Annotated in this window: 22 protein-coding genes and 1 tRNA gene; 10 read left to right on the top strand and 13 right to left on the bottom strand. The window is 73.0% G+C overall.

Going from position 1 to position 24707, the window contains the following annotated elements; all coding sequences use genetic code 11:
• The first annotated feature begins 68 nt into the window (after positions 1-68).
• Positions 69-2354 carry a glycoside hydrolase domain-containing protein gene (locus B7K25_RS10000; RefSeq protein WP_084106199.1) on the top strand — a complete coding sequence of 762 codons (2286 nt, stop codon included), beginning with the start codon at positions 69-71 and terminating at the stop codon, positions 2352-2354.
• Positions 2351-3637 carry a glycosyltransferase gene (locus tag B7K25_RS09995; RefSeq protein ID WP_084105921.1) on the top strand — a complete coding sequence of 429 codons (1287 nt, stop codon included), beginning with the start codon at positions 2351-2353 and terminating at the stop codon, positions 3635-3637. The genes B7K25_RS10000 and B7K25_RS09995 overlap by 4 nt, the downstream gene beginning before the upstream one ends.
• A gap of 110 nt (positions 3638-3747) precedes the next feature.
• Here B7K25_RS09995 and B7K25_RS09990 read toward each other — a convergent pair whose 3' ends face one another.
• From B7K25_RS09990 to glp, 3 genes are read right to left on the bottom strand one after another with little or no spacing between them, the layout of a single operon-like run.
• The gene (locus B7K25_RS09990; RefSeq protein ID WP_084105920.1) at positions 3748-4743 is read right to left on the bottom strand and encodes a hypothetical protein; all 996 of its coding nucleotides are present in this window, start codon (positions 4741-4743) and stop codon (positions 3748-3750) included.
• Positions 4744-4795: 52 nt separating this feature from the next.
• Positions 4796-5362: a GNAT family N-acetyltransferase gene (locus B7K25_RS09985; RefSeq protein WP_144018966.1), complete on the bottom strand. Its 567-nt coding sequence runs from the start codon at positions 5360-5362 to the stop codon at positions 4796-4798.
• An 11-nt stretch (positions 5363-5373) separates the two neighbouring features.
• Complete coding sequence (glp, locus tag B7K25_RS09980) at positions 5374-6600, bottom strand: gephyrin-like molybdotransferase Glp (RefSeq protein WP_084105919.1); 1227 nt, start codon at positions 6598-6600, stop codon at positions 5374-5376.
• A gap of 98 nt (positions 6601-6698) precedes the next feature.
• Here glp and B7K25_RS09975 point away from each other — a divergent pair, with 98 nt between their 5' ends.
• The gene (locus B7K25_RS09975; protein WP_084105918.1) at positions 6699-7325 is read left to right on the top strand and encodes a 5-formyltetrahydrofolate cyclo-ligase; all 627 of its coding nucleotides are present in this window, start codon (positions 6699-6701) and stop codon (positions 7323-7325) included.
• A 9-nt stretch (positions 7326-7334) separates the two neighbouring features.
• Positions 7335-7538 carry an FmdB family zinc ribbon protein gene (locus tag B7K25_RS09970; RefSeq protein ID WP_084105917.1) on the top strand — a complete coding sequence of 68 codons (204 nt, stop codon included), beginning with the start codon at positions 7335-7337 and terminating at the stop codon, positions 7536-7538.
• A gap of 33 nt (positions 7539-7571) precedes the next feature.
• On the opposite strand, the gene B7K25_RS09965 is transcribed toward B7K25_RS09970, so the two are convergent.
• The 8 genes from B7K25_RS09965 to manA all read right to left on the bottom strand — a co-directional run bounded on the left by B7K25_RS09965 (position 7572) and on the right by manA (position 18170).
• On the bottom strand, positions 7572-11942 hold the full coding sequence (locus B7K25_RS09965) for a hypothetical protein (protein WP_144018965.1): 4371 nt from the start codon (positions 11940-11942) through the stop codon (positions 7572-7574).
• Between the two features lie 148 nt (positions 11943-12090).
• Entirely contained in the window at positions 12091-12633 is a 543-nt protein-coding gene (locus tag B7K25_RS09960) for a hypothetical protein (protein ID WP_144018964.1), read from the bottom strand.
• A gap of 55 nt (positions 12634-12688) precedes the next feature.
• Positions 12689-12764 (bottom strand) — tRNA-Arg (locus B7K25_RS09955).
• 90 nt (positions 12765-12854) lie between these two features.
• Complete coding sequence (locus tag B7K25_RS09950) at positions 12855-13838, bottom strand: aldo/keto reductase (protein ID WP_084105914.1); 984 nt, start codon at positions 13836-13838, stop codon at positions 12855-12857.
• Between the two features lie 232 nt (positions 13839-14070).
• Entirely contained in the window at positions 14071-14814 is a 744-nt protein-coding gene (locus B7K25_RS09945) for a C40 family peptidase (protein WP_084106197.1), read from the bottom strand.
• Between the two features lie 138 nt (positions 14815-14952).
• A complete protein-coding gene (locus B7K25_RS09940) occupies positions 14953-15663 on the bottom strand; it encodes a metal-dependent transcriptional regulator (RefSeq protein WP_084105913.1) in 711 nt (236 codons plus the stop codon).
• Complete coding sequence (locus tag B7K25_RS09935; protein ID WP_084105912.1) at positions 15660-16994, bottom strand: UDP-glucose/GDP-mannose dehydrogenase family protein; 1335 nt, start codon at positions 16992-16994, stop codon at positions 15660-15662. Before B7K25_RS09935 ends, B7K25_RS09940 begins: the two co-directional genes overlap by 4 nt.
• Before the next feature lie 42 nt (positions 16995-17036).
• Positions 17037-18170, bottom strand: coding sequence for a mannose-6-phosphate isomerase, class I (gene manA / locus B7K25_RS09930; RefSeq protein WP_084105911.1), 1134 nt, complete (start codon positions 18168-18170; stop codon positions 17037-17039).
• Positions 18171-18210: 40 nt separating this feature from the next.
• On the opposite strand from manA, the gene serC reads away from it, so the two are divergent.
• Positions 18211-19335 carry a phosphoserine transaminase gene (gene serC, locus B7K25_RS09925; RefSeq protein ID WP_084106196.1) on the top strand — a complete coding sequence of 375 codons (1125 nt, stop codon included), beginning with the start codon at positions 18211-18213 and terminating at the stop codon, positions 19333-19335.
• On the top strand, positions 19332-20195 hold the full coding sequence (locus tag B7K25_RS09920) for a CAP domain-containing protein (protein ID WP_084105910.1): 864 nt from the start codon (positions 19332-19334) through the stop codon (positions 20193-20195). Before serC ends, B7K25_RS09920 begins: the two co-directional genes overlap by 4 nt.
• 87 nt (positions 20196-20282) lie before the next feature.
• On the opposite strand, the gene B7K25_RS09915 is transcribed toward B7K25_RS09920, so the two are convergent.
• Positions 20283-21581: a DUF3027 domain-containing protein gene (locus B7K25_RS09915; RefSeq protein WP_144018963.1), complete on the bottom strand. Its 1299-nt coding sequence runs from the start codon at positions 21579-21581 to the stop codon at positions 20283-20285.
• 8 nt (positions 21582-21589) lie between these two features.
• Positions 21590-21973: a cold-shock protein gene (locus tag B7K25_RS09910; protein WP_084105908.1), complete on the bottom strand. Its 384-nt coding sequence runs from the start codon at positions 21971-21973 to the stop codon at positions 21590-21592.
• A 186-nt stretch (positions 21974-22159) separates the two neighbouring features.
• Between B7K25_RS09910 and B7K25_RS09905 the strand changes: the two genes are divergently transcribed.
• The 4 genes from B7K25_RS09905 to B7K25_RS09890 all read left to right on the top strand — a co-directional run.
• The gene (locus tag B7K25_RS09905; RefSeq protein ID WP_084105907.1) at positions 22160-22912 is read left to right on the top strand and encodes a hypothetical protein; all 753 of its coding nucleotides are present in this window, start codon (positions 22160-22162) and stop codon (positions 22910-22912) included.
• A gap of 89 nt (positions 22913-23001) precedes the next feature.
• Entirely contained in the window at positions 23002-23295 is a 294-nt protein-coding gene (locus B7K25_RS09900) for a WXG100 family type VII secretion target (RefSeq protein WP_084105906.1), read from the top strand.
• Between the two features lie 179 nt (positions 23296-23474).
• Complete coding sequence (locus tag B7K25_RS09895; protein WP_084106195.1) at positions 23475-23750, top strand: DUF4031 domain-containing protein; 276 nt, start codon at positions 23475-23477, stop codon at positions 23748-23750.
• 380 nt (positions 23751-24130) lie between these two features.
• On the top strand, positions 24131-24707 hold a 577-nt coding region (locus B7K25_RS09890), incomplete at its 3' end, for a transposase (RefSeq protein WP_144018961.1).

The raw sequence follows: 24707 nt of genomic DNA, 5'->3' as shown, positions 1-24707 counted from the left end.
CGCCGTCGTACCGTCAGGGAACGGCGGGAGCAGCGGTGGTCCCGCTCCCGCACGGGACGGAGGCGCGCGTGATCGAAGACGTCGATCCCTTCATCGGGACGGGCGAGACGGACCTGCCCGCGCAGACGGGCCTGGCCGCGACCTGGTGGTGGCCCAAGCCGCAGGTCGGCAACACCCACCCCGGCGCCACGTACCCGCTCGGGATGGTGTCCGCGTGCGCGTACTCGGGCGGCTACCCCACCGGGTACGGCGCGTACGACCTGTCGACGGAGGGCCTGCCGCCGCGGCTGCACGACGGCGACCACGCCTCGGGCTTCACCCACTTCCAGCAGTCCGGCACGGGCGCGATCCGCAAGTACTACAACTACTTCCGCGTCAGCCCCATGCTCGAGCCGCTCGACGTGCTCGGCCGCACGTGGGAGCTCACCCACGAGACCGCGAGCCCCGGCTACTACTCGGCGACCCTCGACAGCGGCGTGCGCGCGGAGATCACGGTGGGCCCCAAGTCCGCGATCCACCGGTACACCTTCCCCGAGCACCACGACGCCCGCGTGGTGGTCGACTTCTCGATGGGCGGGCTCGCGATCCCCTACGGCGCCACCGTGCCGCTGCGCGGCCACCTCGAGTCCGTCGCGCCCGGCGTGGCCCAGGGCGAGATCGTGGTCGAGGGCGCGCCCCTCGCCGTCCACCTCGAGTGCGACGTCGAGGGCTGGCGCCAGATGCTCTGGTACGACCGTCGCCTCATGCCCGGCGGCACCCGCCTCGACCTCGACCACATCCGCCCCACCACGCTGCGGCCCTTCGGCCTCATGTGGGCGGGGCCGTCCCTCGCGGGCCAGACCGTCGAGCTGCGCATCGGCTTCTCCCTGCGCGGCGTGGACCAGGCGCGCAAGAACCTGCGCCGCGACACCGACGACGCGGCCCCCGCTTTCGACGAGCGCCGCACCCGCACCGAGGCGCAGTGGCGCGAGCGCCTGGACGCGATCCGCGTCGAGACGCCGTCGAGCGAGCGCCGCCAGGTGTTCGCCACCGCGCTCTACCACTCGCTCATCAAGCCGTCCTTCGCCGCCGACGAGAGCCCGTTCTGGCCGTCCAAGGGCCCCTGGGTGTTCGACGTGTCGACCATGTGGGACATCTACCGGACCCAGCTGCCGCTGCTCACCGCGCTGCTGCCCGACAAGGCCGTCGAGCTCGCCAACGCGCTGCTGACCATCTGCGAGGAGGAGGGCAACCTGCCCATCGGCTACCGGATGGCCCGCGGGTCGGACCGCTTCGGCCGCCAGGGCAGCGCGCTCGCGCACACGCTGCTGTCCGACATCTGCCAGCTGGGACTGCCCGGCATCGACTGGGACTGGGCGCTCGTGCACCTGTCGACGGACCTGCGCCGCACGTACGGCGAGGACTACCTGCTCCACGGGCACGCGCACCCGATCAGCCACACGCTCGACCTGTCGTTTGGCTACTGGTGCACGCGCCACATCGCCTCCGTGGTGGGGGACGATGCGCTCGCCGCCGAGTTCGAGGAGCTCGCCACCCGCTGGGTCAACGCCTACGACCCGGGTACGGGTCTGCTCAAGGACTCGACGTACTACGAGGGCACGCGCCACAACTACTCGTTCCGGCTGCAGCACGACATGGAGGGTCGCATCGCCCTGGCGGGCGGCGACGAGCGGTTCGTCGCGCAGCTCGACGAGTTCTTCGGCTACGGAGCCGATGCGGTGGTCCAGCCTGGGCTCGCCCCGTCGGCGGAGGAGATGGCGGCCGGGTACGAGCTGGGACGCTTCGAGGGACTCAACAACGAGCCCGACATGGAGGCGCCCTGGGCGTACTACTACGCGGGTCGCCCGGACCGCACGGCCGAGGTGGTGCACGCGATCGTCAGCCAGCAGTTCGGCACGGGACGCGGCGGGCTGCCGGGCAACGACGACTCGGGCGGGCTGTCCAGCTGGTATGTCTGGGCGGCGCTCGGCCTGTTCCCCGTCGCCGGCCAGAACATCTTCCTCATCCACCCGCCGTCGTTCCGCTACGCGACGCTGCCCATGGCGCACGGCTCCCTCACCATCGACACCTCCGGCTTCGTCGAGCCCGAGCCCGGCGGCCCGGTCCAGTACGTGCAGGCCGTGAGCTTCAACGGCGCCTCCCTCGAGACGCCCTGGCTGTCCGGCGCCCAGCTCCACGAGGGCGGCCGGCTTCACATCGCGCTGGGCCCTGAGCCCAGCGATTGGGGCCGCGACCAGCGGCCCCCGTCCTCCCGACCGGCTGGAGCACCGACGCCCCGGCCGACCCCGACCGCCCAGGTCGAGCCAGACCCGATCCCCGCATCGGCCCCCGAGATCATCGAGGAGACATCATGAACGTCAAGCCTGACCGCCGCCTGGTCATCGTCGTGCGCGCCGACCCGGTCATCTGCGGCCATTCGGGCGAGGCCCGCAACCTCGCGGAGGCGGCTCTCGCGCGCGGCTTCGACGACGTGCGGATCCTGTCGTGGCCCCTCGACCGGCTCGAGGAGACCGGGCTGCCGCTCAAGCCGCTCGACACGGTGATGCCGTACAGCCCGGGAATCACCGTCGAGCGTCCCGAGCCCGTGGGCGGCTACAAGATCCCCGACGGCCGCTACCTCGCGGGCCTCGTGGGCCGGCTCGTCGAGCTGTTCACCGACGGTGTCCCCACCGTGTGCATGTCGCTGTACCTGTCGCCCCACACGCTCGCCGTCGCCGACGCCGTGCGGGTGGCCCGCTCGACCGGGCTGCCGATGGACGTCACCACGATCGCGGAGGCCGTCGGCTCCGACGTCACGGCCGTGGTCCAGGAGTGCGTCGAGTCCGACCGCTTCGGCGCGGCCGCGCACGTGCTGTCGGCGTACCTCGAGCAGGACGTCTGCGTCGCGGTGTCGGAGTACACCAAGGACGTCATCGTCGAGGCGGCTGAGCAGATCGACGCCCGGCACGGGACCCACTTCGCCGCGCAGTGCCGCGACCGCATCGGCATCTCGTACCCGGCGATCGACACGTCCGCCTACCTCGACCTCGACCCTGCCGAGACCGAGCGCCACCTGGCCGCGCGCGGGCTCGTGCGCGACGGCTACATCCTGTACCTGTCGCGCCTGGGGTTCTCGAAGGGTGTCGCGGACCTCATCGACGGGTTCTCCGCCTCGATGGCGGGGCACTCGATGAACCTCGTCATCGCGGGGCGCGGGCCCGACGCGGCCGAACTGCGCGAGTACGCGGCGTCCTCGCCGGCCGCCGAGCGGATCTCCTTCCTCGACGACGTCGGCGACGAGGAGAAGCCGCACCTCATGGCGGCCTGCGCGGCGTACGCGCTGCCGTCCAAGCCCGGCAAGGAGTTCACCGAGACCTTCGGGATCGCGCTGGTCGAGGAGATGCTCGCCGGCGGCGGCCCGGTCATCACCTGCCCGACCGGCGGCATCCCCGAGGCCGTGGGCGAGACGGCGCTGATGGTGCCCATCTCGGACCCGGCCGCGATCGCGGGCGCGATCGACACCGCGGTGCTGGGGATGAGCTCCGCCGCCCGGTCGGCCCACCGGGCGCGGGCGCGGATCCACGCCATGCAGTTCGACCGCGAGCCCGTGTTCGACCGGCTCTTCGAGAAGGTCGCGGTGGTCGCGCACCACGCCTGACGCGGCCGGCGCGGGGCGTCGCTCCGGACGTTCTCGCGAATGTCCCGGCAGTTGCTGCTCGCGCGCGCGAACCAACGGCAGATCCGCAGATCCTCCCGTGTGAACGGGTGCTAGGCGGAGGCGCGGCGGCGGCGAGCGAGGATCGCGTCCAGCGCTGCCGTCGTGGGAGCGGCCTCGTCCACCTCGTAGGCCGCGGTCGAGCGCTCGGGCGCGTCGTCGGCACGCAGGTCGCCCCAGCGGGCGGCGCGCGCCTTCGCGACGTCGTAGTCGTCGTCCGAGATGGGCCGGGCCTCGCGCTGGCGCACGGTCGGCTTGAGCGTGTAGGCGGGCGCCGGCATGTCCTGCGGGACCCACGGGGTGCCGGTCTCGGCCTCCTCGACGGGCAGCTCGGGCGACGGCACGACGGCCGGGGCGGCGAGCGGCGCGAGGTCCTCGGCGGTGACGATGCGGATGGCCTGGGTGGCGACGTCGGACGGCTCGGCCTCGTGGCCTGCGGCACGCTCGCGGGACACGATGCGCAGCGCCTGTGTGGCGGTCGCCGCGGCCTCGACCTCGCGAGACACCGCGAGCAGGTCGGCGTCAGCCCTGCGCTGCGCGGAGGCCGCCCGGGAGCTCGACGTCACGACGCCCACGAGGACGGACGTGGCGATGGCTCCCAGCACGGCCGATGCGCCCGCGAAGATCACGAGCGACCACGCCAGGGTGGCGGCGAGGGTCGCGGCGAGGGCGACGTAGCCGCGGCGCTTGGCCTGGGCGGCCCGGGCAGCTCCGATGCGCGCGCGGTCGCGGCGCATCGCGTGCTGCTCGCGCTGCGCGTGCACGGCGGCGCGGTCCAGCGGGGTGGCGGGGCGCGACATGTGCTCGACGCGCGCGCTCGCGCGGGTCCCGCCGGTGCGCAGCAACGGCAGCTCGCCCGAGTCGGCGGAGGGACGGGCGACCTTGCGCTCGACGCGCTCGGCCGAGGACTTCACGACGCGCATGTCCGAGGAGTAGCGGTCGTCGACGCGAACGAGGGCGTACTCGCCGCGCTCGCGGACCCGCTGAGGCAGGACGTAGGCGATCACGAGGCCAAGAGCGATGATCGCGAGAAGTCCTGCGGGAACCATGGCACGACGGTACGGCGCCCGGCACCCTCAGCCGCGGATGGCGCGCGGCGTGTCAGGACCCATCCGACCAATATCGGCCGGTTCGGGGCTCACCTTGAGTCAGAGCGAAGACCAGATGGTCGCGCCAGGCGCCGTCGATGTAGAGGTACGAGTCCCGTAGGCCCTCCTCGCGGAAGCCCAGCTTGGTGGCGACCCGACGGCTCGCGACGTTCTCCGGACGGACGGCGATCTCGAGCCGGTGCAGGCCGCGCGAGAACGCGAACTCGCTCGCGAGCGCGACAGCCCGCGGGGTGATGCCGCGGCCGGCGTGCGACTGTGCGATCCAGTAGCCGACGGACCCGCCGCACTCAGCTCCCCACCGAATGCCCGACACGCTCACGCGACCCACGAGGTAGCCATCGTGCAGCACGACGAACGGGTAGGCGGTCTCCTCGCGCCACTGCTGGCGCTCGCGACGCACCAGCTGCGGGAACGTGACGGATGGGTCGTCACGCCCGGGAGGCGACGCGGCCTCCCACGGCGCGAGCCACGCGCGGTGGCGGCGCCGCACTGCCATCCACTCGGTCTCGTCGCGCCGGGCGAGCGAGCGCAGCGTGATCGGCCCGGCGGTGAGCTCCACGGGCTTCACCGCTAGCCGCCCCAGACGGTGCAGCGCACCTCGTCGCCCACGTCGACCACCTGGGGCTCGGGGCCCGACCAGACCACCGCATCGGCGCGTGCCAGGTCCGCGAGGGACAGGCTCTCCGCGCCGAGCGGCGTGACCGACAGGAGACCACCCGGGTCGCGGTCCACGATCACGGGCATGCCCGTCACGACGCCGGGCGAGGCGATCCACCGCTTGCGCGAGCGTGCTTGGAACGGCGCGCGCTCGACGTTGGGATGGCCGCACAGGACGCGCACGGCGCGGCGCACGTAGGCCTCGAAGCCCATCGCCGCGGCCGCGGGCGAGCCGGGCAGCGCGATCACGGGTACCTCGCGCCCGCCCGCGTCGATCATGCCGAGGCCGTGCCGGCGGCCCGGGCGCAGCTGCAGGTCCACGGCCTCGAACGTGCCGAGGCGCGCGAGGACCTCGGCGACGGTGTCCTGGGGCCCGTCGGACAGGCCACCGGTCGTGATCACCATGTCCGCGCGCACGAGCTGGTCCTCGAGCGCGCCGCGCAGCTGCAGCGCGTCGTCCGGCACGGCGCCCACCCGGTAGGGCTTCGCACCGGCCTCCTGGACCAGCGCGGCGATCATGTGGGTCGTCGCCTCCGCGACGCCGCCGCCGGGCCGCGACGCTCCCGGCTCGATGAGCTCGTCGCCCACCGCGATGACGACGACGCGGGGCACCGGGCGCACGCGCACGCGGGGCCGTCCGAGCGCGGCCGCTGCGGCAACCTGACGCGGTCCGAGGCGAGTCCCGGCGGGCACCAGCACGTCTCCGCCGCGCGCGTCGAAGCCAGCGGGGCGAACGCCGTCGCCGGCCTCGACCGGCCGGCCGATCGCGACCCGAGCCACGCCCAGGTCGGTGTCTGCGAGGGCCACCACCGCATCGGCCCCCACGGGGATGGCAGCGCCCGACGGGATGCGCGCCGCGGCGCCGCGCACGTGGCGGCGGGGGGCGCGCACGTCGAAGCTGACGTCGTGCGACACGGCGAGGGCGACGGGCGCATCGGCGCTCGCCAAGGCGGTGTCGGCGGCCATGACGGCGTAGCCGTCGCGCTCAGCGACGGGAGCCGGCGGCATGTCCGCCGGGGCGACGAGGTCCTCGGCGAGCGTCGCGCCCACCGCATCGGCGAGCAGGACGTCGAGCACCTGGCCCGGCCTCAGAGCCGCTGCCACGGCGTCGCGATGGTCGGCCAGGCTGCGAGCGGTCATGGCGCCATTGTCCCGTGGCCCGCGAAGCCCGGCAACCAAGCACGGCGCCGTGCGGCGCGCGTCATCTGCACGTCACACGGGACTGCCATGATGGAGGCATGTCGACGTCACAACGAGGCACGCGCGCACCGGCTCCCGAGGACGCCAAGGCGCAGCTGCGAACGTCGATCCGCAAGGCGCGGCTGCATCGCTCCGAGCGCCGTCGCGAGGAGCTCGCCCAGCTGCTGCGCGACCACGTCCTCGCGATGCCCGAGATCGGGGACGCCCAGTGCGTGTCCGTCTACGCGTCTCGCGCGCACGAGCCCGGGACGCTGCCGCTCATCGAGGCGCTGTACGCGCGCGGCGTGCGCATCCTCGTGCCGCGCCTCGGCGACGGGCTGCAGCGCGGCTGGTCGCCGTACCAGGGTGCCGACGACCTCATCGAGCGTGCGCCGGGCCGTCCGCCCGAGCCGTCGGGCGAGTTCCTCGGGCCCGAGGCGATCGACGACGCCGACGTGGTGATCGTGCCCGCCCTCGCGGTCGACTCTCGAGGCACCCGACTGGGCCAGGGCGGCGGCTGGTACGACCGCGCTCTCGAGGGCCTCGACCCCCGCGTGCCGATCGTCGCGCTGACCTTCGCGGCGGAGTTCCGTGGCCCCGACGAGCTGCCTCTGCCGCGCGAGTCCCACGACATCGGCGTGCACGCCGTCATCACCCCGGAGGGGATGACCGACCTGACAGCGTAGAATGCGCTCATGCCCACGTACGCCTACGCCTGTCGCGCCTGCGGACACACCTTCGATGCTGTCCAGTCGATTCACGACGATGCGCTCGAAGCCTGCCCGTCCTGCGAGGGCTCGGTGCGCCGCGTCTTCGGCAACGTCGGAGTGACGTTCAAGGGTTCGGGCTTCTACCGGACCGACTCGCGCGCTGCCGCCAAGAGCGGCTCCGACTCCTGACGCAGGGGCGCTTCGCCCTCACGGCAGCCCCGCTCACCAGTGCGGCGGGCGCTCGCGCTTGATCTCGTCGTCGCGGCTGTCGCGCTCGCGACCGCCCCAGCTCTCGTCGAGGTCCTCTCGCGCCCGCGTGGGGATCAGCGGGCGGTCGGCACCGCGCTGACGCACCGGGAGCGTCGGCGGGGCGGGTGCGGGCCCGTCGGTGTCCTCGTCGTCGTCCGTTGGCTCTGCCTCCTCCGTGGGCGAATCCTCGTCCGTGGGCGAATCCTCGTCCGTGGGCGAACCGTGGTCTGCGGGCACGTCGTCGTCCGTAGGCTCATAGCTCGGCGCCTCATCTGACTCGGCGTCCTCGGGGAGCACGTCCTCTGCCACCGCGTCCTCAAATGCAGGCTCGCTGTCCGTGGTGTCGCCGTCCGCCGGCTCCTCGTCCGTCGCCGAGTCGTCGCCTGTGGGCTCGACCCCTGCTGCCTCCGCGTCCTCCATCGCGTCGTCGCTGGCATCGTCAGCGGTGGCGACGGCATCGACCTCGGCGGCGGTCTCGGGCTCGCCGTCGGGGATGGCGACGCCGCCCTCATCGGGCGTGGCCTCGTCGTCCAGCGCCTGCTCGGCTTCCGTGACGTGCTCGCCCAAAGCTTCGGACGCGCCCGGCGCAGCGGCCGGCTCGTCGAACCCGAGATCGAGCGTTCCGGGTACGGCAAGCGCCGATGCGCCCGCACCGCCCGTACCCGCGTCGCCTCGGGAGGGTGCCGGCTGGGGCTCCGGCGCCTCGGCCGCATCGGCGCCAGGCAGCACGATCTCGAGCGAGTCCTGGACCGGGGTCGGGTCGGTGCGCTCGAGCACGTCGCGCACCTGCTCGGCGGCGGCATCGGGGTCCATGAAGACGTCGAGGGTCCACAGCGGCACGACCGTCCAACCGAGCGACTCGAGGGATGCCCGCTGCCAGCGCATGCGATCGCGCAACGACGCCGAGCCCGCGGGCGCGGCCTCGTCCGTGACGACCGCGATGCGGTACCCGCGCTCGCGCTGGCCGCCGACGGCCATGGGGACCGCGTCGGGCCCCGAGCCGTACCGCACGTGCACGCCGTAGCCCATGAGTCGCAGCCGCTGCGCGACGTCGGCCAGGAGCCAGTCGCTGGGCGCCGGCTCGGGTCGCTCGGGCGGGATGGCGCGCTCCCCTGCCGCGAGCAGGAGCTCGCGGAGGTCGTCGACGCCAGCACCCTCGGGGGACTCGGTCGGCAGCTGCGCGGGTTCGAGGGCGGAGAAGACCGTCAGGCGCTCACGGGTCGCGACGAGCGCCTGCACGAGCGCCTCGCGCCCCCACGGCTCGGACAGCGGCCCGAGCGCCGCGGGCAGCGCTCCGCGGGCGTCGCGGGCGTAGCCCAGTGCGAGCACCACCTCGTCGACGACGGGGCCGGCGACGTCGCCGAGCACCTCGACCGCGACGGCGCTCGCGAGGCGCGGCGACCTGTCGGAGAGTGCCTCCCGGATCCGCGCGGCGTGGAGGTCGTTGCCGGCCACGACGACGATGCCCCGACGAGGCAACGACGCGTGGATGCGCTCGACGTGCTCGACGACGGCGGCGACCTCGGATCGGGTGGACTCGACCTCCCGGGCTCCCGCGACGGGAGCGCCGACGCCGTCGATGATCCGCACCTCGAAGGCCCCGGCCTCGTGGGCCGCGGGCAGCGCCTCGAGGCTGCGGCCGTACGCGGCGCGACTCAGGACGGCGGTGACGCGCACGTCGCGCGCCTGGGGAGTCGCGTGCAGGGTGACGCGCGGCAGCATCGCGGCCAGCGCGGCGATCGCGGAGCGCGTCGCGGCGTGCGCGTCGCCGATGACGACCACCTGCTTGGCGCGCGCGAGGGCCGGCACCAGCTCGGCGAGCGCGAGCGACTCGCTCGCGACCACGACCACCATGTCGAACGCGCGGGACGGCGGTGCGAGTCGCGACACCTGCTCCGCCTTCGCGACGACCACCGGGCGCAGCGCGCTCGTGAGCGAGCCGTAGTCGCGCCACAGCTCCTTGACCGAGGCCTGGCCGCCCTCGACGAGGGCGGCGAAGAGGTCGCGGGCGACGTCGGGGTGACGCGCGATCGCGGTGCGGCGACGCTCGGCCGCGGCTCGCATGAGGGGGCCGATGCGTGAGGAGGCGAAGGCCGCATCGGCGCCGCGGAAGCGCTCGACGGCGTCGCCGAGAGCTCCGTACTCGGTCAGGGTCGGGTCCGAGGACACGATGGCGTCGAAGGCTGCGGCCCACCACGCGAACTCGAGGTCGCGGCGGACCTGAGCGTCGGACGCGTCCCGGGAGCGCAGGTCCTCGATCAGGGCGGAGAACCCCGTCGACTCGACGTCGATCTCGAGCGGCTCGGCGGCGGACACCTCGAGCATGCCCGGCAAGCCCTGGGCGAGCCTGTCCAGGAGGCTCACCATGTCGTCCCAGGCGAGCGCGGCGACCTCGTCCTCCGCGACCACGGATTCGACGGGGCCGCGCAGCGTCTCCCACAGCGCCACGGCCTCGGAGGCGCGCTCGGTGAAGATGTCGTAGTCGTCGGGCACGGACGGCCAGCCGCCGGCGGAGCAGTGCGAGCGCCACCGCAGCGCCAGCTCGTGGGCGCGCACCAGGTCGGCGTGCAGCGACTCCTTGCCCCGGCCGGGGCGCAGCAGTTCGACGGCGCGCCGCATGAGTGCGCGGCGCTCGCGGCGCGGCAGGTCGACGTGGCGAGGGGATCCGTGCGGAGCGGTCGCGGCGACGAGGTCGTGCAGCGAGCGGTGGAAGACCGCTGGCGAGAAGACCTCGAGGATCGCGCGCAGGTCCTCGAACATGTGGACCTGGTCGATCCACACGAGCATGGAGCCGGCCTCGTCGACGCCGGTCTCGTGCGCGGCGATGGCCGCCTCGGCACGCAGCTTCGGCACCACGCGGCCGAGGAGGGTCGCGAGCGCCTCGTTGAGGCGCACGCCCTGCTCGGGCTCGGCGACGCCCTGCCACCACGGCTCGGCGCCGTCCTCGGCGGCCGGCGCCACGGCGGCGATGACCTCGCGCGGCTGGTCCTCGCCCGTGGACGGGCGCAGGACGCCCACGAGCGCCGAGGCGACCGAGGCGAAGCCGTGCTCGGCCACGACGGCCCCCGCCTGGGTCGACAGGCGCTGCGCGGTGCCGGGGGCCGGCTCGGACGTCGTGAGCCGCACGATCGCCTGCACGGACTCGAAGGCGCTCACACCCCACGGGCGGTGCGAGCGGTGGAGCGCATCGAAGCGACGGTGCAGCTCCGCGCGGGTGCGCAGCAGCGTCTCGCCCGACGTGCGCAGCGACGCGTCGTCGACCTGAGGCGTGCCCATCGTGATCGACTCGAGCAGGCGCGAGCGGGCCTCGGCGTTCCACGACGGCACGGTCGCGTCGATCACCAGGTCGGACGCACCGAGCGCGCGCAGCCGCGACACGATCGCCGTGAGGGTCCTGTCGGCGCCGCCGATGACGCCGACGGTGCGCCCGGACGCGGCGCCATCGGCGGCGAGCGCCGCCGCCATGCCCACCGCATCGGCTCCGGGCGGGGCCTGGAGGAAGACGTCGCGGCCGGTGGCCACGAGGTCGAGGACGGCGAACTGGACGTCGTCGAGGTCTCCGACGCCGCGCTCGGCGAACGGGTCGCGGTCGCCGCGCGGGAACGCCGGTAGCGGCTCGTGGAGCTGGGCGAGGGCGTCGTGGTCGCCCGCGGCCGCCGCGAGCACGGTGGAGCCGGCGATCACCGGATCGCAGTCGTCCAGATCGTCGAGCAGGCGCTGCTCCGGGTCGTCGAAGGCGCCGAGCAGGAGCCTGTCCCGCACCTCGAGGTCGTCCCCGAGCAGGTCGGTGAGCCCGCGCACGGCCTCCCACAACGGTCGCGGATCGAAGTCAGCGCCGCCCGAGACCTGCGGCAGCGTGAGCTCGCGGCCGGCGGTCACCGCGCGCTCGCGCAAGAGCGCGTGGAACACGGGGTTGAGCTCCGTCTCCGCGCGCAGCGTCACCTGCACGTCGTCGGAACGGAAGCGGTCGAGGCCCACGGGCCGCATGAGCAGCGGCATCTCGATCGCGCGATCGCCCTCGGTCCACGCCACCGTGCCGATGACGAGCGCGGCGGTCCAGGCGCCCGTGGCGGCCCGCACGCTCTCGGCCTCGTCGAGCATGAGACGCGCCCTGTGGAGGCCGGCCTCGCGCACCTGCTGGTCGCGCAGGATCGCGGACACCGCCGTCGGTCGCGCCGCGAACAGCTGGGCAAGGCCCGAGGGGTGGCCAGCACGGATGTCGATGAGGCGTGCGCGTGCGGCGTCGATGTCGCGCAGCGGCGACACGGACGAGCGGTCATGGAGCTGCTCGCGCCACTCGCGCAGGGCGTCGGCGACCAGCGCGCGCCCGATGTAATCCACCACTCCCCTACGGTATCCGTCCAGGTCTGAGGAGCCTCGCCACCACGCCGCCGCGCGAGCCTGGACAGCAGAACAGTGCGCGCCGACTTGTGCAGCCGACACGCACTGTTACGCAGATCGTAGCGCCGGCGGGACGCGCGTCGCGCCGCGGTCAGTGACCGGTGGCGGCGTAGCAGCCGCCATCCATGATGACGCCCTGGATCTGCATCTCGACCAGGCCGTCGGAGACCGTTCCGGACACGCATCCGCCGACGGGTCCGACGGCCGAGAACGTCACCACGCCGTCCTCCTCGAACGCGCTCGCGCCGTCGAGCCCGGTCGCCGGCATGCCGGCGTCGACCAGCACCTGGATTGCCGACTCAGGCGTGAGCGTGCCGGCCGCGGCCAGGGCCTCGAGCACGGCGGTGATCGCCTCTCGCTCGGCCTCGAACGCGGCGAACGACTCGGGCGCGAGCGGCATGCGGTCGCGGTAGCGCTCGTTCGCGTCGAACAGCGCCTGCGGGTCGTAGGGGACGCACTCGGGCGGGAGCTCGACGCCCTCCTGGATGGGGCACGCGATGGACGACGGCCCGGTCGCCGTCGGCAGGATCCCGCCGACGGGCCCGCCGTCCCCGGTCGGCGTGGCGCCTCCGGCCGCCTGTGCGCATCCGCCGAGGGCGACCACACAGATGGCGACCAGGGGGAGGGCTCTCACGGGCCGACGGTAACACTGGGCCGATGCGGCCCGCGGGCCGCGACGGACCGCACGGTGGTGCGCCTGGCGCGATTCGAACGCGCGACACCCGCTTTAGGAGAGCGGTGCTCTATCCCCTGAGCTACAGGCGCCTGGGGCACCTCCGAGGGTACCGGTGCCCGCGACACAAGCGACAATCGACCGTTCGGAGCGCCGATGCGCGCGCACCGTCCGCTCGCACGTCACCACTTCGCGTGGACGTGCTCCCGGATCCGCTCGTTGTAGATGGCGGCGAGCGCCGCGAGGGTCTCGTCGTCGATGGACGGCAGCTCGGCCGCCTGGGCGTTGGCCTGCGCCTGCGCCGGCTTGGAGGCGCCGGGGATCACCGTCGCCGCGCCCACCGCGGTGATCCACGCGAGCGCGAACTGGGCCGTCGTCCAGCCCTCGGGCGTGAGCGCCGCGACCTCGCGCGCCGCCTCGACGCCCACCTCGTAGGGAACGCCCGAGAACGTCTCGCCGACGTCGAACGCCTCGCCGTGCCGGTTGAAGGCACGGTGGTCGCCCTCCCCGAAGGTGGTGTGCTCGTCGTACTTGCCCGACAGCAGACCCGAGGCGAGCGGCACGCGCGCGATGATGCCCACGCCGGCCTCGTGCGCGGCGCCGACCACCTGCTCGAGCGGCTTGCGCCGGAAGACGTTGAGGATGATCTGCACGGTGGCGACGTCGGCATCGCGCATGGCGGTGAGCGCCTCGTCGCACGTCTCGACCGAGACGCCGAAGTGCGCGATGCGGCCCTCGTCGCGCAGGGTCCGCAGGTCGTCGTAGGTCCGCGGGTCCTCGAGAACTGCCGTGGGCGGGCAGTGCAGCTGCACGAGCTCGAGGGTGTCGACGCCGAGGTTCTCGCGCGAGCGGTCCGTCCAGCGACGGTAGTTGTCGAGCGTGTACTCGCCCGCGACGTGCGGGTCCGCGCGGCGGCCCATCTTGGTCGCGACGGTGATCCCCGTCGCGCCGTGGGACGCCAGGAAGTCGCGGACGGCCCGCTCGGAGCGGCCGTCGCCGTACACGTCAGCCGTGTCGAAGAACGTCACGCCGGCGTCAGCGGCCGCGCGGAGGATGTCCTGCGCAGTGTCGTCGGCGACGTGGGACCAGTCGGCGCCGAGCTGCCAGCAGCCCTGGCCGATCACAGAGATGTCGCGGCCCAGCCGCGGTACGAAGGTCGAGCGCATGCTCACCACCCTAGGCGGCGCGGCGACCCGCCGCGAACCTGAGGAGCGCGCGGGCCCAGGCGGGCGCATCGGCCCTCCGGCGGCGGATGCCCGCTGACCGCACCCACGCTCACGATGAAAGTGGGCCCACTTTCATCGTGACGGGGGCCGTGGGGCGGGAAAGATGCACCGCTAGAACGCACGAGAGCCGCCGTCCCTTGCGGGGCGGCGGCTCTCGTGGGGCGTACCGGTCTTAGCCGGTGACGCGCACGTAGGTGGGGTTCGACTGCCAGATAGCGCGGAACTGCAGCGTCTTGCCGGGGACCGGCGCGTCGATCTGCAGGTTCGGACCGGCGTACAGGCCCACGTGGCCGGGGGTGACGATGATGTCACCGGCCTGCGGGGAGGACACGCGGGTGCCCACGTTCCAGTACGCGCCCGAGGAGCGCGGCAGCGAGATTCCGAACTGCTTGTAGACGTACGACACGAAGCCCGAGCAGTCGAAGCCGCGCGGCGACGAGCCGCCCGACACGTAGGGCGTGCCCACGTACTTGGCTGCCTCGGCGATGATCGCGGAGCCCGAGATCGCGGCCTTGACCGACGCCGACTGGGCGACGGGGCGGGCCTTGGTGCCGGAGCTGCCGGACGAGCCGGAGTTCGAGTTCGAGGTGGTGGACCGCTGGGCCGCTGCTGCCGGTGCCGGCGCGGGCGGCGGGTCCTCCTTCACGTTGATCTCGGGAGTCGCGACGTCGAAGTCGGCCTCGTCGTCGGCGGTCACCGTGGCGGTGACGGCCGCGAGATCGGCGGCGACGGCGTCGGAGGCCTCGACTGAGGCGACCTCATCGGTCACCGTCGCGATCGCGAGGGTGTCCGGGTTCACGGTGCCGTCGGTGGTCAGGTCTTGCGAGACGAGAGCCGCCGCAGCGGCTCCCGTGAGAGGTACCACGACGAGCGCTGCACCGGCCGTAGCCGCCACCGCACGCGTCCTGGCGCGCATGTATCCGTACTTCAATGCCACGTTCCTTCCGCACTGCCATCCAGTGCGTCGATGTTCCGTAGCCTCACGGACGGCTGGCCTTCCCCTGCCTCGTCCGAGAGACCCGCGAGGTGGTCTTCCTCTGGTGTCACTAGCCGCCTATGTTACCAATTTGTGATGAAACTCCAAGTCGGGGCTTCCGAAGAGGTGCCGGGCCGCCTCGCGGGACATCGACACCCCCTGCTCCCCGGTGCTCACGGCGATCCGGTCGCCGTCGACCCGCACTTGCACCGTCGCCCCTGGTACGACACCGGCCGCGACGGCCGCGTCGAGGAACCCTGAGGCCGCCTGCGGGTTCTCCCCGATCCTCACCAGGGTGACCTTGCTCACACCGTCGTCGGCGGCCTGCTCGAGCGAGATCACCGGCGTGTCGTCGGCCGTGTCGTCCTCGAGCCCCAGCTCGTGCAGCGCCGGGATGGGATTGCCGTAGGGAGACACCCGCGGCTCGTGCAGGAGCTCGAGCAGGCGGCGCTCGACGCGCTCGCTCATCACGTGCTCCCAGCGGCACGCCTCGTCGTGCACGTAGGGCAGCTCGAGGCCGATGACGTCGACGAGCAGCCGCTCGGCGAGCCGATGCTTGCGCATGACCCGGACCGCGGTCGCCTCGCCCTCGTCCGTGAGCTCGAGGTGACGGTCCTCGGTCAACTTGACGAGACCGTCGCGCTCCATGCGCGCGATGGTCTGCGACACCGTCGGACCCGAGTGGCCCAGCTGCTCGGCGATGCGCGCGCGCATCGGCACCACGCCATCCTCGATGAGCTCGTAGATGGTCCGCAGATACATCTCCGTGGTGTCGACGAGGTCGCTCATGCGCTGTGCCGCCCCATCCCTCGATACGTCCAGCCCGCGTCGATCCATGCCTGCTCGGGCAGGCAGTTGCGGGCGTCGATGATGCGCTTGTGCGACACGGCTCGTCCCACGGTCTCGGGATCGAGCTCGCGGAACTCCTTCCACTCCGTCGCGACGATGACGAGGTCCGCCTCGCGCACGGCGTCCTCCGCGGTCGGCAGAAAGTCGAGCGTGGGCCAGATCCTCGCGGCGTTGTCCATCGCCTCGGGGTCGTGGACGCGCACCTGGGCTCCGCGCAGGTGCAGGGTGCCGGCGACGTCGAGCGCGGGCGAGTCCCGCACATCGTCGCTGTCGGGCTTGAACGCCGCGCCCAGCACCGCGACGCGCGCGCCGTTGAGGCTGCCGCCCACCTCGGACGCGGCAAGGTCGACCACGTGCTGGCGGCGGCGCATGTTGACGGTGTCGACCTCACGCAGGAAGGTCAGCGCCTGGTCCACGCCGAGCTCGCCGGCGCGAGCCATGAAGGCGCGGATGTCCTTGGGAAGGCAGCCGCCGCCGAAGCCGAGCCCGGCGCCCAGGAACTTGCGTCCGATGCGGGCGTCGTGGCCGATCGCGTCGGCGAGGTCCTTGACGTCGGCGCCCGTGGCCTCGCAGACCTCGGCGACGGCGTTGATGAAGGAGATCTTGGTCGCGAGGAACGCGTTGGCGGACACCTTGACGAGCTCCGACGTCGCGAGGTCCGTGACGACGAACGGGGTGTCGCGCTCGAGGGCCTGTGCGTAGACGCGGCGCGCGATCTCCTCGATCCGTCCCGGGTTGGCCGGGTCGACGCCGAGCACGAGGCGGTCGGGTCGCAGCGTGTCCTCGACGGCGAAGCCCTCGCGCAGGAACTCGGGGTTCCAGCCGAGCTGGGCGCCGTCTCCGACGGGAGCGAGCTCCCGGACGCGCTCGGCGAGGCGCTGCGCGGTGCCGACGGGCACTGTGGACTTGCCGAGGATGACGGCGGGCCCGTCGAGCATCGGGGCGAGCGTCTCGATGACGGCGTCGACGTAGGTCATGTCCGCGCCGTACCCGTTCTTCACCTGCGGCGTCCCGACGCCGATGAAGTGGATGTCGGCGAAGGCCGCGGCCTCGGCGGCGTCGGTCGTGAAGCGCAGCCGGCCGGACTCGACGTGGCGTCGCAGCAGCTCGGGCAGCCCGGGCTCGAAGAAGGGGACCTCGCCGCGCGACAGCCGCTCGATCTTGGCGGCGTCGACGTCCACGCCGATCACCTCGTGTCCGAGCTCGGCCATCCCAGCCGCGTGGGTGGCGCCCAGGTAGCCGGTGCCGAAGACGGAGATGCGTTCTGACATGCGCCTCAGACTATCGGCTCGGACCGACGCGCCAGGCGCGGATCAGGGCACGCGAGCGACGGCCGCGACGCCGCTCGAGACCACCTCGAGGTCGCCGTCGGCGTGCGGCACGAACGCCGCCTGCCCCTGGGCGAGCGTCAGGGAGCCCGCCCCCGTCGTCACCTGGGCACCCCCGCGCACAGCAAGGACGATGCGCGGGCCGGCGGGGATGGTCGCGCTCGCCGACACGAGGGTGAGCGCGAACTCCTCGGCGGAGGTGGTGAGGTCGACCCTGCCGTCGCCGCCCTCCCGCACGGGGCGGGAGGGCAGGCCGGGCGTCGTGTCCGACAGCTCGAGCAGCAGCGGCACGTCGATCTCCTTGGGGGTGAGCCCCGCGCGCACCACGTTGTCCGAGTTCGCCATGATCTCGAGGCCCATGCCGGACTGGTAGCTGTGCAGCACGCCCGCATCGGTGAAGACCGCGTCGCCCTGCTCGAGCTCGACGACGTTGAGGGCGAGCGCCACCATCGCGCCGGCGTCTCCAGGGAAGCTGCGCAGCGCCGCCGCCGCCACGGCCAGCGAGCTGCTCGCCGGTGCGCCGTCGCCTATCTCGGCGAGCCGCGCGAGGGTCCGCTCGTCAGCCGCGCCGGCGAGCGCAGCCGGGATGTAGTCGTGCAGGTCGCCGCGCTCGAGGGTCGCGGCGAGCACCGCCGCACCCTCGGTGCCGAGGGTGTCGAGGTCGGCGCGGACCAGGTCGAGGTCGCGCACGCCCGCGAGCACCGTCATCGGGGTGATCGCGACCACCATCTCCGGTTTGTGGAACGGGTCGAGGAACTGGTGCTTGGCGCCGCCGGTGCCGCGCTGCTCGCGCTCGAAGCCCACGCGCGCCTGCTCGAGCGTCGGGTGCACCTGGATCGACAGGGGCTTGTCGATCGCGAGCACCTTGAGCAGGAACGGCAGGCGCGCTCCCCACCTCGCCGCGCCGTCGACCCCGAGGCAGTGCTCGGGCTGGTGGGCAACGATGGAGCTGAGCGGCGCGGGCCCGTCGTGCGAGTGGACGCGGGACGGGGCGCTGGCGTGCGCCCCCCACCAGGCCTCCGCCACGGGCGCACCTGTCGGGCGGATCCCCAGCAGGTCCGGGATGTCGCGCGTCGTGCCCCAGGCGTAGTCGCGGAGCACGGGCGTGAGGAAATGCATGGCGCCAGTGTGCCAGCAGGCCCGCCACTACGCTGTGGCCATGGCCGAACTCCTCACCATTCCGCGCGACCTGCTGCCCGGCGACGGGCGCTTCGGATCGGGCCCGTCGCGCGTGCGCGACGCCCAGCTGCAGGCGCTGCTCGCAGCGCAGCCCGGCGTCCTCGGAACCTCCCACCGCCAGGCGCCGGTCAAGGACGTGGTGCGCTCCGTGCGCGACGGGCTCGCGGCGTTCTACGACCTCCCCGACGGCTACGAGGTGATCCTCGGCAACGGCGGCGCGTCGAGCTTCTGGGACGCCGCCGCGTTCTCGCTCGTCGAGCGCCGCGCGCAGCACTGCTCCTTCGGCGAGTTCGGCTCGAAGTTCGCTGCCGTGACCACCGCGGCTCCCTTCCTCGAGGAATCCGTGGTGCGCACGGCGGAGCCGGGCGAGGTTGCGCTTCCCGAGGCCCAGGAGGGCGTCGACGTCTACGCGTGGCCCCACAACGAGACGTCGACGGGCGCGATGGCTCCCGTCGTCCGCGTCGCGGGTGACGACGGCGCGCTCACGGTGATCGACGGCACGTCGGCCGCGGGTGGCCTGCGGCTCGACCCGACGCAGGCCGACGTCTACTACTTCTCGCCGCAGAAGAGCTTCGGCTCGGACGGCGGGCTATGGTTCGCGCTGGTGTCCCCCGCGGCGATCGAGCGCATCGAGCGCATCGCGGCGTCGGGCCGCTGGATCCCGCCCACCCTCGACCTCGCCACCGCCCTGGCGAACTCGCGCCAGGACCAGACGCTCAACACCCCCGCGGTCGCCACCCTCGTCCTCATGGATGCGCAGGTGAGGTGGTTCAACGACAACGGCGGGATGGCCTTCGCGACGGGGCGCACGGACGAGTCCGCACGCCGCATTTATCGCTGGGCGGACGAGTCTTCATGGGCTGAGACATTCGTCACAAGCCATTCAAACCGGTCAACGGTCGTCGCTACCGTCGATCTGCGCGACCCGCTGGAGTCGGCCGAGATCCGGTCGCATCTGAAGGCGAACGGCGTGGTTGACATCGATCCGTACCGCAAGCTCGGCCGCAACCAGATCCGCGTGGGGATGTTCCCTGCCGTCGATCCGGATGACGTGTCCGCGCTCACGGGCTGCATCGACTGGCTAGTGGAGAGATTGGTGACATGACCCCTGAGCAGGACGTCCTCGAGAACGGCCGACCGAAGCGTCGGACCCTCGGCGTCCTGCTGTTGGGCATGGTCCCCCTCGCCGTCGCCGGCACGGCGGGCTTCGCGGCGTCGGAGCTCGTCCCCGAGCCCGAGCGCACCTCGGTCGCCCTGACCGAGCCCGCGCTCGTCATCGAGCCCGCCGCGACGGACATCGCACCGGTGATCGCGCCGGGCTCCGCGACCGAGGTGGACCTCGCCGCAGAGATCTCCCCCATCACGGTCACGCTCCCGCCGCCGCCGGAGCCCGAGCCGGAGCCCGTCGTCGCCAAGCGCTCCACCGCCGGCGCCGCGAAGGCCACCACCGCGCCCGCCACCAAGAAGGCGGGTTCGAGCGCCAAGAAGTCGACCACGGCGAAGTCCGGGGGCTCGAAGTCCTCGTCCTCGTCAGGGTCCAAGCAGTCCGCGCAGTCGTACTGCTCCGCCCCTTCGTCGCCCTACGGCGCCGGGGGATCCGTCAAGGGCCTGCTCACCGCCGCCAACAAGGAGCGAGCGCGCATCGGCGCCGGGGCGATGTCGTGGAGCGGCTCGCTCGCGTCCGCCGCGACCTCGTGGTCGAAGGCGATGGCGTCGAAGGACGGAGCCGGCAACGGCTCGGCCCTCGCGCACAATCCGAACCGCCCGGGCGCGGAGAACGTCGCGGTGAGCAGCTCGTCCGGCGGCGTCGGGGTCGGCACGGCCGTCAACCGCGCGCACACCAACTGGATGTACTCGAACGGCCACTGCCGCAACATCATGAACCCGGCGTACTCGCAGATGGGCGCCGGCGCCGCGGCGACCGGCAACGGCAACGCCGTCTACACCACCGCCAACTTCAGGTGACGGGGGCCGCGGGCGCGCCGCGCCTGCACCCGTGACGGACCCGCCGCCGCGCACGCGTGCGGGGGATGCCGCCGGCGGATCAGCGCGTCAGCGGTCCTCGTCGGCCGCCGCGTCGCCGGAGTCGTCCCCCGACGTCGAGGCCGATGCGGCCGCCGGCTCGGACGCGTCCGTGGCCTCAGGCTCGGCCTCCGGGGCCGCAGCGGCGGGCTCGGGCGCTTCAGCGGGCTCAGGCTCGTTCGTGTTCGTGGGCTCAGGCTCGGACTCGTCCGTGGCCTCAGGGGCCCGGTCGGCCGATGCCGTCGCTGGCTCGGACGCCTCCGTGACCTCAGGCGTGGTGTCGACGTCGGCGGTCGCCGGGGCGGCGTTCGCCTCACCCTCGGAACCTGCCTCAGCAGCTGGCGTCTCAGCCTCAGCCGAGGCAGCACCCTCAGACTCCGGCGCGGCAGGATCCCCCGCCGGCGCGGACTCCTCCGCAGGCGTGGACGCGGCGTCGGCCTTCGAGGCGGGCGCCTCGGTCTCCGCCGCGGGCGACGTCTCCTGCGTCTCGCCGGGCGCGGCAGCCTCCGACGAGGCGGCGCCGTCGTCCTCGGACGCGACGGCATCGGCCTGTGCGTCCGCCGGAGCCTCGGCGTCGCCGCGGGCCTCGGGAGCGCTCAGGTCCAGCGCCACCGAGGCATCGGTGTCGAAGACCGGGTTGTTGACGGGCCACAGCGCGGTGGACCGCTCGGGGGCGGACGGGTTCTGCCCCTCGCACGCGTGATCGACCGGCACGACCGTCCCGTCGAACGGGCACCACTTGTTCGCGCACACGCCGAAGTGCAGGCGCATCGATCCCGCCAGGGGGATCACGAACTCGCCGATGGCCTCCGTGGGGCTCGAGGCGTCACGAGACGCTGAGCCCGAGTCCTGGATGCGCTTGGTCCAGCGCTCCGCCGCCTCGTCGCGTCCGAGCGGGCCGAGCACGCGCTCGCGCCCGAGGCCGAGCTCCCAGATCGCCACGGCGTCCTCGTCCTCGACGTCCGTGACGGTGTAGCCGGGCTGCAGGCGCGGGTCCGGGTCGAACCGCGGCACTGCCATGCCGGGCTTGATGTCGCCGGGCTGGACGCGCTCCGCCCACGGCACCCACGCCGGCGCCAGCAGCGCCTCGTCCGCGGCCACGAGGTGCGCCTCGCAGACGGCCGCCTCCTTGCCGCGCGGGGCGCGCGACAGCGTGACCGACCACACCCAGCCGCGGTAGCCCGGCAGGGTGCACGCGAACACGTGGGTCACGAGCCGATCGCTCTCGGTCGAGGCGCTCAGGTGGTCGCCCACCGATCCGTCGCCGTCCGCGACCTCGACGGCGGCGGCGCGCGCCAGGTCGACGGCCTGCTCGAGCACTGCGTCCACGATGATCCCTACGCCTCCAGCTGGTCGGCGACCGCGCGGAGCACCGCAGCGACCTTCTGACCCTTGGCGTGGTCGGGGTAGCGCCCGCGGCGCAGCGAGTTCGAGACCCCGTCGAGCATCTTGATGAGGTCCTCGACGATGACGGTCATGTCCTCGGGCTTCTTGCGCAGCCCCTGCGACACCGTCTGCACCGGGTCGAGCAGGACCACGCCCATCGCGGAGGGTCCGCGGCGGCCGTCGGCGATCGAGAACTCGACGCGGGCGCCCGGCTTGAGGGTCGTGAGGCCCGCGGGGAGCGCGGAGGCGTGCAGGAAGACCTCAGCACCTTCGTCGCTCGCGATGAAGCCGAAACCCTTGTCGGTGTCGAACCACTTCACTTTGCCGCTGGGCACATCTACCTCGCGTGAGTCCTGGGCGCCGCGGATTCGACGCCGCTCCAGTCTACCGGTCATGCGCGACACGGCGTCCGGGCGCGGGCACGGGTGGACTTGCTCACGCGCCGTCGGATCGTTTTGCCCCGCGACGCTCGACAGGAGCACACTGGAGTCGTCCGCAGTCCCGATGTCCCCGAGGTGAGCATGTCCCCGACCACGGCTCCGGCCTGGCTCGTCCCCGCGTTCTCGCGTGCGGCGACAGGTGCCGGCGCGACGGCATCGTCGTCGCAGATCGACGCCGCCGCGCATCGGCTCATCGACCGCTGGTCCGAGCCCGAGCGCCGGTACCACGACGTCGCCCACCTGGTCGATCTCCTGCAGCACGTGGACGAGCTCCACCAGGAGGCGCACAACGTCCACACGGTGCGGCTCGCGGCCTGGTACCACGGCGCGATCTTCGACGCCGGCGAGGCGACGGCGGACGCGCACCGCGGAGGCGAGGACGAGGCCGCGAGCGCGGAGGTCGCGCGCGAGGACCTGGCTCGCCTCGGCGTGCCGGAGCAGGTCGTCGACGCGGTCGCGGCCATGGTGGCCGGGCTCGCTCGTCACGCGGCACCCCGCGACAACGTGGACGCCGCGGTGCTGTCGGACGCCGACCTCGCGATCCTCGCGTCGGACCCGCAGCGCTACCGCCACTACCTCGAGCGCATCCGCGAGGAGTACGGCCACATCCCGATCCTCAAGTACCTCAAGGCGCGGCGCGCGATCGTCGACAAGCTGCTGTCCCGGGACCGGCTGTACACGAGCCCGATGGGCGCCCCGTGGGAGCGCCAGGCGCGCGAGAACCTCGCCGCGGAGCGCGCGCGGCTCGACCGCGAGATCGCCAAGGCCACAGCGGACGACGAGGCCGCCGCGCCCGCCTCTCCCGCCGAGCCGTTGTCCACAGAAGCGCCCTGACCCTTCCGGACCGCGACGGCCGCGCCTAGCGTCGTCAGGGCGCGGCGACCGTCGCGTGCGGCCCCGCCGCAGACCGGAAGGACCACCTCATGACCCGCTATCACGTCGATGCCGCCGAGGTCGCGTCGGCCTCCGCCCTCGCGTCCCGCTCGTCGGAGTCCATCCGCGCCGAGGTGGGAGCCATGATGGCCCACCTCACCGCGCTCGAGTCGACATGGCAGGGCTCCGCCGCGACGGCCTTCGCCGGCGTGCTCGAGCAGTGGCGCGGCGCCCAGGCGCAGGTCGAGTCCGCGCTCGACGCCATCACGGTCGCCCTGTCGCAGGCCGCCGCGGAGTACCAGGGAGCCGAGGACGCCGCCTCGCGGCTCTTCACGCCGCGGTAGCACCGCGCGCCGCGTCGGCACGTGAGGAGGGCCGATGCGCCCGCACGGGTGACCCTGGGTCGCGCCGCTGTTGCGCGCGCCGACTCCCGAGCGCAGCCATGCGGGGTGCGCGTGGCCGGGGTGCGCGTGACGTGCGGCTGGCCCATGCGCGTGCCGGGTTCGCGCGTACGCTCGACCGGGTGACCGTCTACATCGATCCTCCGCTGTGGCCGCGCCACGGCACGACATGGAGCCACCTGGTGTCGGACGCGTCGCTCGACGAGCTGCACGCGCTCGCACGGGCGGCCGGGATCCCCGCGCGCGCCTTCGACCTCGATCACTACGACGTGCCGGCGGAGCGCCACGCCGAGCTCGTGGCGCTCGGCGCCACGCCGGTCGGCACGCGCGAGCTCATCCGCCGCCTGCGCGCATCGGACCTGCGCGTCACCTCGGCCGCGCGGCACGGCCGCGCCTGAGGCGGGAAGCCAGCACGCGCATCGGCGCTGCGCACGGGCCACGGCGGTCGACCCTTCACCTCCCACCCCTCCGCCACGATGAAGATGGGCCCTGCAAGTGTGGGTGGTGGCTGGCCTGGGGCTGGCTGACGGGGCGACGCTGGTGTTTGCCCCTGGGTATGACTCGTTTGGGTCTGGACCGGCGACTGTGGTCACCGTGTCTTCAAAGTGGCTTGTCTGCCTGGGGGTGAACACCGGCGTCGACCCGCCCACCACGATGGCTTGATAGAAGCATGCCCAACCCGTGCAGGTTGTGGCTCATTGCAGGACTGCCTCGTAGTGACTCACCCGGGCCGACGCCGGCCAGACAGCGACGTCACTGAGAAAGGGAGATCACTGCCATGTCTATCGTCGCAAACACTTACGCCCATGTCATCGGGATCGATACCCACGCCCGCACGCACACGCTTGCGGCGATCGAACCCACCACCGGTGCGGTGACCGATGTCGCCACGTTCCCCACCACCGTCAAAGGGTTGGCGCGGGCACTGACATGGATCACCAGGCGCACCACCACCACGACCGCGACGCTGGTCGTGATCGAAGGCGTCGGCTCGTATGGAGCTGGGCTGGCCCGCATGGCCGGTGACGGCGGCTTCCATGTCGTCGAACCTCACCCCACCCCGAAAGGGTTGCGTGCTGGCCGCGGCAAGTCCGACCCCATCGATGCCGAGCTGATCGCCCGCTCCGTGCTTGGCGTCGACACGTCCCGCCTGCGCCAACCCCGCACCGATCAGGGCGAACGGGCAGCACTGCGGATCTTGCTGGCCGCTCGCGACCAGCTCACCGGACACCGCACCACCACGATCAACATGCTCACCGCGCTGATCCGCACCACGGCACTAGGCATCGAACTCGATGCTCGCGCGTCTATCACCACGACCCTGATCCGCACCATCGCCGCCTGGAGAACACGCA

Origin of the sequence: Demequina sp. NBRC 110056, from assembly GCF_002090155.1 — a bacterium.
GTDB lineage: Bacteria > Actinomycetota > Actinomycetes > Actinomycetales > Demequinaceae > Demequina.
This window is presented reverse-complemented; position numbering and strand designations above follow the sequence as displayed.